General features: G+C 61.0%; 13 protein-coding genes and 2 rRNA genes. 4 read left to right on the top strand and 11 right to left on the bottom strand.

The window, feature by feature from the left end:
• Positions 1 to 114: 114 nt before the first annotated feature.
• Entirely contained in the window at positions 115 to 936 is an 822-nt protein-coding gene (gene lpxA / locus V5E97_RS26780) for an acyl-ACP--UDP-N-acetylglucosamine O-acyltransferase (protein WP_406694634.1), read from the bottom strand.
• A 220-nt stretch (positions 937 to 1156) separates the two neighbouring features.
• A complete protein-coding gene (locus tag V5E97_RS26785) occupies positions 1157 to 2203 on the bottom strand; it encodes a Gfo/Idh/MocA family protein (protein WP_406694635.1) in 1047 nt (348 codons plus the stop codon).
• Between the two features lie 622 nt (positions 2204 to 2825).
• Between V5E97_RS26785 and V5E97_RS26790 the strand changes: the two genes are divergently transcribed.
• The gene (locus tag V5E97_RS26790; RefSeq protein ID WP_406701221.1) at positions 2826 to 3398 is read left to right on the top strand and encodes a 3'-5' exonuclease family protein; all 573 of its coding nucleotides are present in this window, start codon (positions 2826 to 2828) and stop codon (positions 3396 to 3398) included.
• Between the two features lie 24 nt (positions 3399 to 3422).
• Here V5E97_RS26790 and V5E97_RS26795 read toward each other — a convergent pair whose 3' ends face one another.
• Positions 3423 to 4616 (bottom strand): mandelate racemase/muconate lactonizing enzyme family protein, encoded by a 1194-nt coding sequence (locus V5E97_RS26795; RefSeq protein ID WP_406694636.1) that lies wholly within the window; start codon positions 4614 to 4616, stop codon positions 3423 to 3425.
• A gap of 295 nt (positions 4617 to 4911) precedes the next feature.
• On the opposite strand from V5E97_RS26795, the gene V5E97_RS26800 reads away from it, so the two are divergent.
• Positions 4912 to 5826 (top strand): alpha/beta hydrolase, encoded by a 915-nt coding sequence (locus V5E97_RS26800; protein ID WP_406694637.1) that lies wholly within the window; start codon positions 4912 to 4914, stop codon positions 5824 to 5826.
• 177 nt (positions 5827 to 6003) lie between these two features.
• Here V5E97_RS26800 and V5E97_RS26805 read toward each other — a convergent pair whose 3' ends face one another.
• From V5E97_RS26805 to V5E97_RS26820, 4 genes are all read right to left on the bottom strand, one after another.
• Positions 6004 to 6240, bottom strand: a complete 237-nt coding sequence (locus V5E97_RS26805) for a hypothetical protein (protein ID WP_406694638.1) — start codon at positions 6238 to 6240, stop codon at positions 6004 to 6006.
• A gap of 206 nt (positions 6241 to 6446) precedes the next feature.
• On the bottom strand, positions 6447 to 6845 hold the full coding sequence (locus V5E97_RS26810) for an HU family DNA-binding protein (RefSeq protein WP_406694639.1): 399 nt from the start codon (positions 6843 to 6845) through the stop codon (positions 6447 to 6449).
• A gap of 216 nt (positions 6846 to 7061) precedes the next feature.
• Positions 7062 to 7547 (bottom strand): hypothetical protein, encoded by a 486-nt coding sequence (locus V5E97_RS26815; protein WP_406694640.1) that lies wholly within the window; start codon positions 7545 to 7547, stop codon positions 7062 to 7064.
• A complete protein-coding gene (locus tag V5E97_RS26820) occupies positions 7544 to 7978 on the bottom strand; it encodes a YkgJ family cysteine cluster protein (RefSeq protein WP_406694641.1) in 435 nt (144 codons plus the stop codon). The genes V5E97_RS26815 and V5E97_RS26820 overlap by 4 nt, the downstream gene beginning before the upstream one ends.
• A 391-nt stretch (positions 7979 to 8369) precedes the next feature.
• Between V5E97_RS26820 and menC the strand changes: the two genes are divergently transcribed.
• The gene (menC, locus tag V5E97_RS26825) at positions 8370 to 9512 is read left to right on the top strand and encodes an o-succinylbenzoate synthase (RefSeq protein WP_406694642.1); all 1143 of its coding nucleotides are present in this window, start codon (positions 8370 to 8372) and stop codon (positions 9510 to 9512) included.
• Between the two features lie 32 nt (positions 9513 to 9544).
• Positions 9545 to 9886 (top strand): hypothetical protein, encoded by a 342-nt coding sequence (locus tag V5E97_RS26830; RefSeq protein ID WP_406694643.1) that lies wholly within the window; start codon positions 9545 to 9547, stop codon positions 9884 to 9886.
• A gap of 155 nt (positions 9887 to 10041) precedes the next feature.
• On the opposite strand, the gene moaA is transcribed toward V5E97_RS26830, so the two are convergent.
• From moaA to V5E97_RS26850, 4 genes are all read right to left on the bottom strand, one after another.
• Positions 10042 to 11043 (bottom strand): GTP 3',8-cyclase MoaA, encoded by a 1002-nt coding sequence (gene moaA, locus V5E97_RS26835; RefSeq protein ID WP_406694644.1) that lies wholly within the window; start codon positions 11041 to 11043, stop codon positions 10042 to 10044.
• Positions 11044 to 11164: 121 nt separating this feature from the next.
• On the bottom strand, positions 11165 to 11590 hold the full coding sequence (locus V5E97_RS26840; RefSeq protein WP_406694645.1) for a molybdenum cofactor biosynthesis protein MoaE: 426 nt from the start codon (positions 11588 to 11590) through the stop codon (positions 11165 to 11167).
• A gap of 260 nt (positions 11591 to 11850) precedes the next feature.
• Positions 11851 to 11959, bottom strand: a 5S ribosomal RNA gene (gene rrf / locus V5E97_RS26845).
• A gap of 247 nt (positions 11960 to 12206) precedes the next feature.
• Positions 12207 to 14983, bottom strand: a 23S ribosomal RNA gene (locus V5E97_RS26850).
• Between the last annotated feature and the right edge of the window lie 199 nt (positions 14984 to 15182).

Consider the following 15182-nt stretch of genomic DNA (forward strand, 5'->3'; position numbering starts at 1 on the left):
CTCTGTCCTGTCGTAAACAACGCAAGCTCCACGGTGATTCCGAACGTCGGACCACCGTGGAGTCGAGCTGGTTTCACGAAGGACGACCGTTGCAACCCGCGCGCCGTGGGCAGATCAATAAGAGCGGTGCTTGCGGTCGCTGCCGCGCGCCGGATTGATCCCCAGGGTCGACTCGCGGATGAAGCTGACGAACTCATTGACCTCGGCGACGGTCCCCAGATCGGCCTCGATCCGATCGAGGGCACTGTTGAGGGTCCGCCCTTCCTTGAAGAGTATGCGAAACGCCTCGCGGAGGGCGGCGATCGTCGCGGTCGGAAAGCCAGCGCGGCGGAGTCCGACCAGATTCAGGTGCGAGGTGCAGTTATACCCTTGATGAAGGAGGAATGGGGGAATGTCCTTGGTGGTCGAGCCCAGGCCACCGATCATGGCCAGGCGGCCGATCCGGACCCGCTGCTGGACGGCGGAATGCCCCGAGAGAATGCAGTGGTCTTGCAGAATGACGTGCCCGGCGACCAAGGCACCATTGATCAAGGTGCAGCCATCCCCCACGCAACAGTCGTGCCCGAGGTGGCTCCCCACCATGAACAGGTTGCGATCGCCGATCCGGGTCTCGCCCCCCCCCTGCTCCGTTCCGCGATGGATCGTGACCTGTTCCCGGAAAATGTTGCCATCACCAATTCGCAACCGGGTCTGCTCGCCCCGATATCCCTTGTGCTGCGGACTCTTGCCGAGGACCGCACCGTGGCCAACAAAATTATCACGCCCCATTGTGAGGGGACCGCTCAAGGCGACATGCCCCTCGATCACACACCCAGGACCGATCCGGACTGGCCCTTCGATGATCGAGTAAGGCCCGATCTGGACATCGGGAGCAATTTCCGCCCGGGGGTCGAGAATCACCGTTGGGTGGATGAGTTCCGACATGGTCAACATCATGACCCAGCTCCTTCTGGCGCGGCGACTTCGGGGCGGACTTCCTGTCTCCCCCGTTAACGACATCGGAAATATGTGCCTTGTTCTTGAGAAAAACGACTATTCGTTCGAGTCGAGCATCTTTATTCTCTGATGGTTAGCATCGCGACAGACGCCGTGTGAGCGGGTTGAGACGGAACCTCCGCGTTCTCAAATCCAAGGTCACACGGCGATTGGATTGGCCTCAGCCGATCGCGACGGACCGACCCGTCTTGACGCTCTCCACCTCGGCATGGCAGATCCGGAGCGCCTGCCGCGCCAACTCGCCCGAGAGTTGAGGAGAGGGGATCCCTGAGTTCACCGCCGCAACGGCGACGCCCAACTCGGCCGTGAAGGCATCGATCGGGTCCCCCGAGCCGAGTTCCGGCCGTTCGACAGTCCCGTCGGGCAGGATCACCTGCAACGGCGTGGCGACTTGCCCACCGTCGGCGAGAGCGGCGAAATCAAAGACGATCGTCGCCTTCTCGAGGTAGAATTCGAACCCGTGCGCAAACGGTCGGCCCGCCTGGCTCAAGGCTCCCGAGACGGCCGAGACGGCCAGATGAAGGTCGTCATAGAGGTATTGAGTCGAGAGATGAACGACTGCGTCCCCCTCGACCACCCCGCGCGAATGGACAGCGCGCGGCACACCGCAGACGAGGCCGATGTAGTGTGTGTCGTGGATATGGAGGTCGATCGCCGGCCCGCCGCTCCGGTCGGCGTCGGCAATGCCTTTCGACCAGTCCGGCTTCGCAATCACCCGCTTCAAGTTCGCCGCGAGCAATGCGCCGTACCGTCCCGAACGAACCGCCTCCGCCGCGAATGCGAATTCAGGGAAGAAGGGCAAGACGTGCGCGACCATCAGGAGTTTGCCGCTCGCCGCGGCCGCCGCCAAGATCGCGTCGGCATCGGCCGTGGTCAGAGCGATCGGCTTCTCGATCAGGACATGCTTGCCCGCCTCGAGTGCCCGGATCGCCAGCGCAGCGTGTTCATCGTTGGGAACGCAGAGGTCGACCAGGTCCACCTTCGGATCGGCCAGGAGCTCTCCGATGTCGGCATAAGCAGAGACGCCGGAGAGGTCCATTGGCCCCCCCTTCGGACCAAAATTCCCCTGAATTCCCGTCCAGTCCCCCGCGCGCTTCTTGGGGTCCCGGCTGCAGACCGCAACCACCTGCCCGTCCGACAGCTTGCGCGCGGCCAGGTAGTGGATCATCCCCATGAACCCAATTCCGACGATGCCGATGCCGGCCATCCCTAAGTCCTTTAATTCGCGGAAAATCTCAATAAAAATTCGAGATCGCTTATGCTTGTAATTCGCGTTGCAATTCGACTGGTGGACCAAGTTTGCAACAGAACAACGACTCTACCGCGTTCTCATCGCCCAAATAAGAGGCGACCGGGAATCGCTGACGCTTGAGATGTGGAGAGAATTTTGCATCAACCCGACGATGGACGTGCGATCGTGAAGATTTTGCCCGGATCGAAAGAATCGGGCAAGGTCAGAGTCCAAGCAGGCTCCGGCTTCGGGCCAAAGGCCGCACAACCCAACGCAACATCTTACTTAAAAACATTTTACGACGAACAGCTTTTTAGACAATGCGGTCAGACGGGCCGGTTTGCCTGACGAATTTCCTCGATTACGACGTCGGACCGCCATTCGCCAAGGCCACCGTACCGAACTCCCTGTGACGAGAACCGGTCTGACCGAACAGATCCAATAAGACATACAATAAGTCGCACTCAACGACTTCCCGAATCGTCGAATTTACCGCAGCCCCTTTGAGGCCAAAGGCTGCAAGTAAATCTCTCATCAACAGCAATCGTAACCAATGGCTTCATCTGAGAAAAACGAAATCAAGGAATCGTTGCCCGCCATGAAAGAAATTTATGTGAGCACTGATATCGAAACCGATGGCCCGATCCCGGGGCCGCACTCGATGCTGAGTTTCGGTTCGGCCGCCTACACCGCGGAGAAACAACTGGTCGGCACCTTTGCGGCCAACTTGCACACTCTGCCTGATGCTTCGCCGCATCCCGATACAATGGCGTGGTGGGAGACACAGCCCGAGGCTTGGGCGGAGTGCCGTAAGAACTTACAAGCCCCTGAAGCGGCGATGAAAGCCTACGTTTCCTGGTTAAAAACACTACCGGGTAAGCCGGTGTTCGTAGGATATCCCGCAGGATTTGATTTCCTGTTCGTCTATTGGTATCTGATCCGATTCGCGGGCGAGTCTCCCTTCTCGTTCTCGGCCTTGGATATCAAGAGCTTTGCCATGGCGACCCTCGGCACTCCCTGGCGGGAGACCGTGAAGCGAAATATGCCGAAGGCCTGGTTTGACAAGCTCCCTCACACGCATAAAGCCCTGGACGACGCGATCGAGCAAGGGGCCTTGTTCTGCAACATTCTTGCCGAGAACCAAATGATCAAGAAGTTTCGTGATTCATAAAGCATGGAATCTGGGAACCAACACTTATCGCCACCCGCGAAATTCGCGATAGGGTCGATCGTCCCAGACCGAGTCTAGCAGTTCGAGGCCCAGTCCCGGACTTCGGGGGACTGAAACTCGGCCTTGGACGGCGTAAAGCGGGTCGCGGACGATGGAGCGATTGAGCGCTTCGTCTTCGGAACCTCCGATGGTTTCGAGCATCGTGAGGTTCGGGATCGAGGCGGCCAACTGGACCGAGGCGGCCGTGGCCAGGGGGCCGTTCGGGTTGTGGGGAGCCAGGCCGACGCCGTACGCCTCGGCCAGGGCGGCGATCTTCCGCGCCTGGGTCAGACCGCCGCAGTTGGCCACGTCGGGCTGGAGCAAGTGGACAGCGCCTGCTTTCAGGAACGGTAAGACCCCGTGGATCGTCGCCCAACGCTCGCCGGCCGCGATCGGGGTGCGCGACGAGCGGGTGACTTCGGCAAGTGCTTCGGGGTTTTCGGGAGGGACCGGTTCTTCGATGAACATCAGTCGGAACGGCGCAAGGGCGTCGCAGAGCCGCTTGGCATTGGCGACGTTGAACCGGCCGTGGCAATCGACGGCCAGCTCGATCTCGGGACCGACCGCTTCCCGCGCGGCCTGAAAGAAGGCGGCAATCCGGTCGAAGACCGCGGTGGGCAGATGCTCGGTCTCCTTCAGGGTCCGCGCGATCGCGCCCGGGCTGCCCGAGTAGCCGAGCGGCCGGTCGACGTCCCAATCCGGCGGCTCAGCGCCATAGAAGAGGGGAAGGGTGACCTTCAAGGCCCGATCACCGCGTTCGACGCAACGTCGGGCCGCCTGGGCGAACGACGCCGGGGTGGGACCCGCCGGACAGTGGACGTAGACGGGAACCTCGTCACGCGTCGGCCCCCCGAACAACTCGTGGACCGGAACACCGAGGGCCTTGCCCTTCAGGTCCCAAAGCGCGATGTCGATCGCCGAAAGGGCGGTCGCGTGGAGCGGACCACCCACCCAAAAGCTGTCACGGTAGAGGGTTTCGGCCAGATGCTCGATGCGGCGAGCATCCTGACCGATCACACAAGGGGCAAGGTCGGCCAGGTGCGCGGCCACGGTGCCGCTGGCCCGTTTCAGGACGACTTCCGAAACGCCGGTGAGCCCTGCCTCGGTCTCGATCCGGGTCAGAACGGCGTTACGAAACCCGAGCGGGACGATCGCGGTCCGGATGGCGACAATCTTCATGAGCAACAGTTCCTCGAGCCTCTCGTCTCGCGACCTTGTTTCACCACGGCCAGCCGATCACCACCGTGCGCCGGACGCCTCAAAAACCTTTTAAATCAAACAGTTGCGATGTTTTTGGTGGCGATCGACGCGCCCTGCCCTTGTATCGTACGCCTTGGCGCTCGACTCGCAAATGGTGACGTGAGGGACCTGGCCTCGGCGAGCCCACCTTGCGACTCAGCCTGATTTCGCCTAGGTTGAAACCGTCGGCTTGGATCTGTACCCATGCGTATTGGTGCGACATGGAGAATTCCGAATGGATTCCCCCGCGCTTCTTGGCTCCCGGGCGACCCGGATTGCGAAGTGGTTGGTGGTCACGGCCGCTCTCTCGATGCTGCTCGCTTACCTCACGATCTCGATCTTGGCGGCCGACGTCCTGACCCGCCCGAACAACCGCAGACTTCAGCTCGATCCCAGGGCCGTCAGCACTGATGCCCGATCATGGTCGACCCGCACGTCCGACGGCCTGACGCTCCGCGGCTGGTACTATCCCACGAGCACCCGACGACAACTGATCGTACTGGTGCATGGCTTGTGGGCCTCGTGGCCCGAGATGGCCGCGCTGGGGCGCGACCTCCACCGACACGATTACGACGTTCTCTTGTTCGACCTGCGCGGCCATGGGCAAAGTGATCCTTCGCGGATTTTCATGGGCGGCCGCGAACGCGCAGATCTTCGCGCCGTGCTGTCGTGGGCGGGCGCTCATGGGTTCTCGAATGACCGGATCGGCTGGGTCGGCCAGTCGATGGGGGCCTCCACCTTGTTGATGGAGGCGGCGCACAACTCCAAGATCCAGGCCGCGGTCATCGACAGTCCCTACGGCAGCCTCCCGGAACTGCTCCGGACCCAACTCCCCAAGCATAGCCACCTGCCGAGCTGGTTCAATCCAGGGATCTTGACAGCGGCGCACCTGGCGTTCGGGGTACGGACCGATAACCTGATACCGATCCGCTCGGCAAAGCACTGGGGGAGGCGTCCCTTGCTCTTGATCCACGGCGAAGCCGACTCGATTGTCCCGGTCAGCCAGGCGAGGCGGCTGGCCCGAGCGGCCGGGCCGACCTGCCGGGCGGTCACTCTACCGGGTGTCGAGCATGTGCAGGCCTACCAGCACGACCCTGCCCGTTACGTGGCGGTGGTCGATTCGTTTTTCAACCGGCACCTCTCCCCCTGAAATGAAATCGCTCATCCCAAGACGAAGGGCCCGGGAAACTCCGGGCAAGCAAGCGCCTCGTTTCCCTCCGGTCTTATCCTGTCGGGACCAGGCCATGCATAAAAAAAACGGCCGAGGTGGGTTTGTGACCCAGCCCGGCCGTGGATAGCCATCGAAATTCCCAAATGGAGGGCCCGATCAGGGACCGAGGCCGCCGTGGGTCCGGAACGGTGTCATGTGCGACGGCTGATCAAGGAACCAGAAACGTTCCCACTCATCGCCGGCCATCCGGAGGTTTTCCGAGTCGACGAGCAACTCTTCCGCTCGTTTTGGCTTAAAGGCCGCATAGTGCGGCAAGGGGAACGGGGCACAACCCTCGCTCATCACGACGAGAGCCGCGACCACGAGCATCATGGCCGCCAAAGGTTTCCGCATTTGGGGGATCCTCCCGCCTTCGGTGACCGCACGGATCGGTCCAGCCACACGTTCCATCGCGTGGCTCCAACCCGGGGGACGCACGCTTTGACTCATCCAAGTCACAGCGTGAGCCTACGATTCCGTTCTCAACGATTCGGACCTCGTCGTCTGCCGGGCCGGCACGTCTCCGGCGATCCAAGCGGGAATCGCAGAGGAGGCGAGCCTCATTCCAAGGCATCGGCCCCGGCGGGCGATTCTGCCCGAGATTCGGTGGCCGTCTCAACAGGTCCGTTGCCTTCTTCATCGGCATCCGAGTCGTCTTCCAATAAGGGAAGATTTTCCGGATTCATCTTTCGGACCAATTCTTCCATCTCTTTGCCCGGCTTAAACGTGACCACGTTCTTCGAAGGCACGAAGACTTTATCCCCAGTTCGCGGGTTCCTCGCCTTACGAGGAGCCCGTTGCTTGACCTCGAAAACACCAAAGTTTCGCAGTTCGATCCGCCCCTCGGAGACCAAGGTATGGATGATTGCGTCAAGGGTTCGCTGGACGATATCTTTCGTCTTGAGCTGAGTCAGCCCGATATCTTCAGAGATCTTCTTGACGATTTCTTTCTTGGTCACGATGACGATCTCCCTGCGGGAAAGCCGGTTCATTTACCGTGGCTGATTGGCTCAACTGTATTGGTGGCTTGGAGTAATGTCAAGTTAAAATCGTTGCCACGGTCCCTGATCCGCGGGTGAATGACGCGAAGCTTCGCGTTTTTTTTGGGGGGTGAAGGGACGAGCGGTAGCCCCGAGACTGGTTGGGGCGGGCCGGGTCGATGCGATCGCTCCTGATCATGAGAGTTCGTCGGAGTCGGGATTCGCCTGGGTCTGCTCCGCCCACGCCGAACGCAGATGCTGGTGCAATGGTGCGTAGTTCCAGGGCAGCTCGAAGTCTTTGACCAGTTGTTTAAGACGAGCGAGGAATGTTTCGCTGAGTTCCTCGGCCTGCCCCTCGTACTTCGGGTCGCAAAAATAGACCCGACAGCCCAAGGGGCGAGCTTCCCTTGCCGTACAACGCCCCTGGGCATCTTGCCAGGGGCAGGTCAACCCCTTGTCGAGGGGACGAGACGGTGCCGGGGCATCGGCGAGCAGCACGCTCAACTCGGGGGCCGTGAGAAAGAGTGTGTGGTCGTATTCCTTGAACCGGCAGCAACGTCCGCTGAGTTGACAGACGGGGGCCCGTCGAGCCACTTCGGCGTCAAGATCCGCATAAATGGCGAGCAAAGCACCACGAAACGCATCCACATCGAGTTCGCTGGGATCAGTCCGAGAGATCATGAGTGGACTCGGGCGGCCGACGCCTGGATCTCCTCGAGGCTGAACAATCGCCCACGCCCCGAGCCTGGACAGACCGACTTGACCCCCTCCCAGTCCTCAGGGGTCTCGAGATTCTCGGGCCAGAAGGGCCAGGTCCGGCACTGGACCGGCCGCGCCGAGTAGACGGTGCAACCGCTGGCCTTGTCCCAGAAGACACAATCGCCACCGGGCTTCTCGATCAGGCTATATCGCTGGCCCACCCGGCGCACGTATTGCTTGGAGAACTGCTCGATCGTCTCGCCGCGATAAGCCGCGAGTTGAGCAATCTCCTCGGCAATCACCCAGACATAGCCGGGAGCCCCCGTGCAGCAGGCGCCGCAACGCGTACACTCGAACGACAGTCCGTCGCCGTACCAGGTCGAGTCTTGATCCGTATCCGTTGAGCTCATCATACGTTCCGAAAAAAGAGCGGGCGGACCTCCGACGAGTTCCACCTCTTCGTCTCAGTCTAACCAGGCCCATCGTGGGGGGCAACCCGTTCAATCCCAAGTCAAAGGGAAATCGAGAGTTGTGGACCCTGAGCCCAATCAGTACGCGCAATTAGGCCGCGATCGGGGCCTCCTCCGCGGCGAACCGGTCGGCGGAGAATCCGACGGCGGTTGGCGCGCAGGGAGATTCCGTGTTGGGCGCTTCGCTCCTCTCTTTATGAAGTCGAAGAAGAGTCGAAAATGGCGGCTCATTCGCGCGAAATGGACGAGCGATGAGTCCGAGAATGTTTGTACCACCGATGCCTGTTCGTCTTATGATGGACGTTACCCGACCGGGCCAGGCGAGGGAGGGATCATGAGCGGACCAGTTGAGCGAATGACTTTGACCCACCTTCAGATTCCGTTCAAAGAATCGTGCCGAGGGGTGGGAGACGAAGCTGCGATCAAGGACGCAATCCTGGTGACTGTCGAGACCAGCGAGGGTCTGGGACTCGGCGAATGCTCGCCGATCCCCGCGGCCCTCGGAGAATCGAGCGACACTCTTGAGGAGTGCTGGGCCGATCTGGCCGATCGAATCGCGCCCAGACTTCTCGGCCGGTCGTTCGCGACCGTGGAAGAGATCAACGACCTGGCCGCGACCTGGCCGGCCAGAGCCTCCGCGCTCGCGGGGGCGGAAACGGCGTGCTGGGATGCTCTCGGTCAGGCGCGACACGCCCCGTTGGCCGAGATGTTGGGCGCCTCACCCGACCAGCTTGGCTTGAAGGTCGAGTCGGGGCTGGCTGTTCCGCTCTATCCCACAGTGGTCGAGTTGCTCAAGGCCATCGAAACGCACTTGGCCGAAGGCTATCGCCGGATCAAGATCGAGATCGAACCCGGCCGAGACGTCGAACTGGTCCACGCCGTCCGCCAGCACTTCGACGATCTCCCGCTGATGGTCGATGCGCGGGGGGCGTATACAATCGCCGACCTCGACGTCTTCCGTGAACTCGATCAGTTCGACCTGCTGATGATCGAGCAGCCGATGGCCGCCGACGACCTGTCGGGGTCAGCGACCTTGCAGGCGGAACTCGTCACACCCGTCTGCCTGGACGAGTCGGCGAGCTCACTCGAGATGATCGGCAAGGCGATTCGCAAGGGGGCCTGCCGGATCGTCAGCCTCAAACTTCAGCGGGTGGGAGGACTCGGCCCCGCACTCGCAATGCACGATTTTTGCCACCAGCACGGGGTCGCCTGCTGGGTGGGAACCACCCCCGAACTGGGCATCGGACAAGCACACGGCATTCACCTCGCGGCCCTCGGCAATTGCCGATATCCGACGGACATCGGCCCCAGCGCCCGCTGGTTCGTTGACGACTACGTGTCCCCTCGCCTCGAGTTGGCGGCTCCCGGAATCCTCAGCGTCCCGTCTCGCCCCGGCCTGGGATATCAGATGGACCACGCCAAGGTCAGACGCTATCAGGTCCGTCAGTCGGAGTTCACCACCCAGACGATGGGTTAAGACGAACGCTCGAATCCAACAAGGAACACACGATGATCCGATTAACTCAGGCGATCTCCGCGGTGATGGCGAGCACCATGGCTTCGGGGTTCGCGGGAGGAGTCGTGGGCGCCACCGTCGGGCGATTTGCCCCCTCGTTCGTGACCTGGCTCCACTCGTCATCGGCCCCTGCCCCTCTGCCGCCCAGGCACCCGCTGGGGGCCGTCATCTTCGACCCCACCGAGTTCGGCTTCGGCCTCGGGATCGTTTGCGGGCTCTTGATGGGCGCGGGGACGGGCCTGTTCTTGGTCGTCGTTCTGACCCTTCGCGACGCCTGGCTCGCGCAGGCGGGTGTCACGATCGCGAAACAAGAACACGAAGCCATCCTCAATTGAGCGACGAAGCCAAACCGCCGCTTGCCGGGTAGGCCGGACGCCTCTCTCCGGCCAAGCCGCTTCCCAACAGGCAGAGGGTGGACCACCATGCTCACCCGATACGACGGCCTGGAGGACGGGCGACCCCCAGCAACCACCGGAGCCACGACTGTCGATCAGCCGCCGATCGAGTGCATCAGACGTTCGGGCTTGATAAATCGTGACGTGTTGATTTCATGCCCTTCCCACTTACCCGCGACGCTCTCACGAAGCACCCCCGCGATCTCAGCGTCGGTTGCGTCGCCACGGAGCAAGGCGCGGATGTCTGACTCCTCCAGGGCGAAGAGGCAGTTCCGTAACTTGCCGTCGGCGGTCAGGCGGATCCGGTTGCAACTCATGCAGAAGGGGCGGCTCACCGAAGCAATCAGGCCGACCCGCCCTTTGCCATCCACATAATCGTAGTCAACGGCGGGAGCACGCGCGTCCTGGTTGGGGGCGGGCTTGAGCGGGCCGATTCCCTTGGTCAGGAGTTCGAGGATATCGGCCGCGAGCAGGACCTTGTCTCGTTCCCAGTGGTTGGCCACGTCCAGCGGCATGTACTCGATGAACCGAAGTTCCAGGTCATGCTCGCGTGCGAAAAGAGCCAAGGGGACCGTGTCTTCCTCGGTCACCCCTTTGATTGCGATGGCGTTGATCTTGACCGGGTGAAATCCAGCGGCCTTTGCGGCATGGATGCCTTCGATGACCTGCTCAAAGCCGGTGCGCCGGGTCAGTTCGAGGAATTTGGCCGGGTCCATCGTATCGAGGCTGACATTAATCCGCCGTAGGCCGGCGTCCCAGAGCTCGTGTGCCATTGGGGCGAGCAACAAGCCATTGGTCGTCAGTCCGATGTCCTTGATCCCCGGGATTGCGGCGATCCGATCGACCAGGAGGGGCAAATCGCGACGGACCAGGGGTTCGCCCCCGGTGAGCCGGATCTTGTCGATCCCGAGGCTCGCCGCCACCCGGACGAATCGCTCGATCTCCTCGAAAGAGAGCAAGCTCGTCCGAGGCATGAACTCCACCGTTTCGGGCATGCAGTAAACACAGCGGATATTGCAGCGGTCCGTGACGCTGATCCGCAGGTTGTTGTGAACCCTGCCGAAGGAGTCGATAAGACGGCCGTCGTTTGAAGTCATACTGGTTGTCGCATTACAAAGGGATGGACTCCACTTCCCTGTGCAAGTATACGCGGCGCGTCTCCCCGAGAGAACCGAGGGCCGCCCCGGTACTCGGATCCGATCGTGCTCCTGGAATCAACTAAGATTTGGGTCCGAGGCCAGGATGAACCCACTCCTCGCTCCCGTCGGCCCAGACTTCCTTCTTCCAGATGGGAACCACTTCTTTCAAGGTGTCGATCAGCCAGCGACAGGCATCAAAGGCCTGGTGACGGTGGGGGCAACTCACGGCAACGACCACACTGATCTCCCCCAGGTCCAGGTGTCCGACCCGATGCACGAGGGCCACGTCGAGAATCGGCCAACGTTGGCGGGCCTCGGTTTCCAGCTCCTCCAACTTCTTGAGGGCCATCTCGGGGTACGCCTCATAGTCAAGCGACTTGGTCTGGCGGTCGCCGGTCATCTCCCTGACGGTCCCCAGGAAGGAACAGACAGCGCCGGCCTGATTCGAGCGAACTCGCTCCGTCAACGCGGCGTGATCAATCGGAGCTTCGGTAATCTCGATCATTGGATGGGTCTCAGCGTCTTGAGAAGGACGTTCAGCGACGGTTCATCAATGATTGCATAGAAGAACAGCCAAGGCTTCGGTGCAACATGGGGTTCTCAACCAAGCTGAGCCGAGAACCAAAGCGCCCGCTCAGGCAGAAGACAGACAGTTCACACCCCCCGCTCACCTGGGCAGGCGAGCGAATATTCCAAGCGGAGTGAGCGCGCAACGAAAAACGCCCCGACTCTTCCGTGAGGAAGAATCGGGGCGTCTTTGAAGGATTCCGGCGATCACCGACTTTCGCGCCAAAGGCACTATCATGGGCCTGACGGGCTTAACGGCCGTGTTCGGAATGGGAACGGGTGGGACCCCGTCAGTATGTTCGCCGGAAAAGCAACCGGCAGGCGATCAAACCCGCCGGTTACGTTGTGCTCAAGCTTCACAGTGGTTGTCACGCAAGATCCTACCGCCACTTCGATGGGCATGACCAACCGACTTCGAGTCTCTTCACGACGCGTGGTCCCCGTTATGGAATGGGAATACGTCGCCGTGTGATCGATCGAATGCGATCGGTGAATGATGCAACCCTGATTCCTGTCCGTATCGAATCCCCAAAGGAGCCGGCGGACGGATCAGGGTGGTCAAGCGATCGGCTGTTAGGACCGGTCGGCTGCGGCGATCACTGCCGTGCACTCCGGCCTATCGACCTGGTCGTCTTCCAGGAGCCTTCGCACTTGCGTGCTGGAAACCTCGTCTTGAAGAGGGCTTCGCGCTAGATGCCTTCAGCGCTATCCTTTCCCGACCTAGCTACTCGGCGATGCCCTGAGCAGAACAGCCGATACACCAGAGGTCGGTCCTCCCAATCCTCTCGTACTAGGGAGACCCTTCGCAAGTTCCTACGCCCACGGCAGATAGGGACCGACCTGTCTCACGACGGTCTGAACCCAGCTCGCGTACCGCTTTCATTGGCGAACAGCCAAACCTTGGGACCTTCTCCAGCCCCAGGATGCGATGAGCCGACATCGAGGTGCCAAACCTCCCCGCCGCTATGGACGCTCGGGGGAGATCAGCCTGTTATCCCCGGAGTACCTTTTATCTGTTGAGCGACGGCCTTTCCATCCAGCACCGCCGGATCACTAACGCCGACTTTCGTCCCTGCTCGACTGATGGGTCTCGCAGTCAGGCACCCTTCTACGTTTGCGCTCATGTTGCCAGATTGCCGACCTGGCCGAGGGTACCATTGCACTCCTCCGTTACTCTTTGGGAGGAGACCGCCCCAGTCAAACTGCCCGATGAGCATGGTCCCGGTCCGGGCTACGGACCGGTGAGGATCAGAGTCATTTCAGGTGGTATTTCACCGATGGCTCCCCGACGGCTGGCGCCGCCGGATCACGGCCTCCCACCTATGCTACACAGAAAGGACGCTGACCCAATGCCAACCTGCAGTAAAGGTTCACGGGGTCTTTCCGTCTGACCGCGGGTACGTGGCATCTTCACCACGGCTACAGTTTCACCGGGTCCCTCGTGGAGACAGTGCTCCAGTCGTTACGCCATTCATGCAGGTCGGAACTTACCCGACAAGGAACTTCGCTACCTTAGGACCGTCATAGTTACGGCCGCCGTTTATCGGGGCTTCGGTCGCCAACTTCAGCTTACGCCTCATCGGCTCCCTTAACCTACCGACACCGAGCAGGCGTCAGACTCTATACGTCCTCTTGCGAGTTGGCAGAGTCCTGTGTTTTTGATAAACAGTCGCTAGAGCCGATTCTCTGCGGCTCTCCTTGCGGAGAGCACCCCTTGTACCGAAGGTACGGGGTCATTTTGCCGAGTTCCTTCACGAGGGTTCTCCCGAACGCCTTCGGATACTCGCCTAGCACACCTGTGTCGGATTGCGGTACGGGCCAGATGGTTCGTCCCCGCGGGGCTTTTCGTGGCCGAGAGTTCATCAGGCTTCCAGATCGAATGCTGTCGGCCTTGCGGCACGGGTAATCTAACACCCGACCTGACTCTCCTCGGCGTCCTCCGCGGTTCAACCTTACCATCGGGTGGCGGAATATTAACCGTCTGTCCATCGGCTACGCCCTGGGCCTCGCCTTAGGTCCCGACTGACCCTGGGCGGATTGACCTTCCCAGGAAACCTTGTGCTTTCGGCGGACAGGCTTCCCACCTGTCTTGTCGTTACTCGTTCCGGCATTCGCACTCGCCCGCGCTCCACTGGTCGTTTCCATCCAGCTTCATTGCGGCGGGCGACGCTCTCCTACCATCAGTTTTAACCTGATCCGCGACTGCGGCACGACGCTTAGTCCCCGTCATTTTCGGCGCGGATGGCTCGACCGGTAGCTGTTACGCACTTTGAAATGATGGCTGCTTCTAAGCCAACATCCCGGCTGTCACCGCGATCCCACTTCCTTTGCCACTGAGCGTCGATTTGGGGCCTTGGTCGGCGGTCTGGGTTGTTTCCTTTGAACGTGAAGCTTATCCCCACGTTCTGACTCCCGGGTCCGTCGTGCGGTATTCGGAGTTGGTTTCGAGGGTAGGCGGAAGCCCCCTACCGAATTCCGTCGCTCTACCCCGCACGATATGTCCTGAGGCTGGCCCTAAAGCCATTTCGGAGAGACGAGCTATCTCCAGGTTTGATAAGACTTTCACCTCCCCACGGGTCCTCCCCAGTTTTTCAACACTGGTGGGTTCGGTCCTCCACGACCGGTTAGGGTCGCTTCAACCTGCCCATGGGTAGTTCACCTGGTTTCGCGTCTACTGCACCCGACTATGGCGCCCGATGAAGACTCGCTTTCGCTACGGCTCCCCCCCTGAAGGGGTTAACCTGGGGCCGGATACAGTAACTCGCCGGATCATTATGCAAAAGGCACGCGGTCACGCGGCCCGAAGGCATCGCGCTCCCACCGCTTGTAGGCACGGGGTTTCAGGTTCAGTCTCCTCCCCTAATCGGGGTTCTTCCCACCGTTCGGTCGCCCTACTGGGTTCGCTATCGGTCGTCATCGAGTGCTTAGCCTTGCGGGATGGTCCCCGCCGATTCAGGCCGGGTTTCACGTGCCCGACCCTACTCGGGTACCGAAGAGGGGAGTTTGCATCGTCGCTTACGGGGCTATCACCCGCTCTGGCGCTCCGTTCCAGGAGGCTTCAGCTGACGCTCACTCATCCCATGTTATCGGCCCCACGACCCCGAGTGGTGTCCCACTCGGTTTAGGCTGATCCCCGTTCGCTCGCCGCTACTGAGGGAGTCTCGGTTGATTTCCTTTCCTCCGGGTACTGAGATGTTTCAGTTCCCCGGGTCTCTACAGGCATTCCAGGATCGACGTTCGTTGGGCAACTCCCCTGGACTTATCGCAGCCTTCCACGCCTGTCTCTCTGATGACGCCTAGGCATCCCCCCCGTGCCCTTAGGAGCTTGACCACGCCGATCCGGACGCCGCGGTTCCTCGAAAGAAACTCGACAGCCAGAAAGGCGAGGGGTCAGTCCCCGATCTCTCTCTTCGATCGAGTGCCCAGTGTCTCGCGACACAGGACCACTCTCACTTGGGTAACGATCCCAATGTGAGGCCGGTTGCTTCACAGCAAGCGACTCTCACGCATCCGTAAGGGTTCCACTGTAT

This window comes from Singulisphaera photorubra, from assembly GCF_045290345.1.
In the GTDB taxonomy this organism is placed as follows: domain Bacteria; phylum Planctomycetota; class Planctomycetia; order Isosphaerales; family Isosphaeraceae; genus Singulisphaera.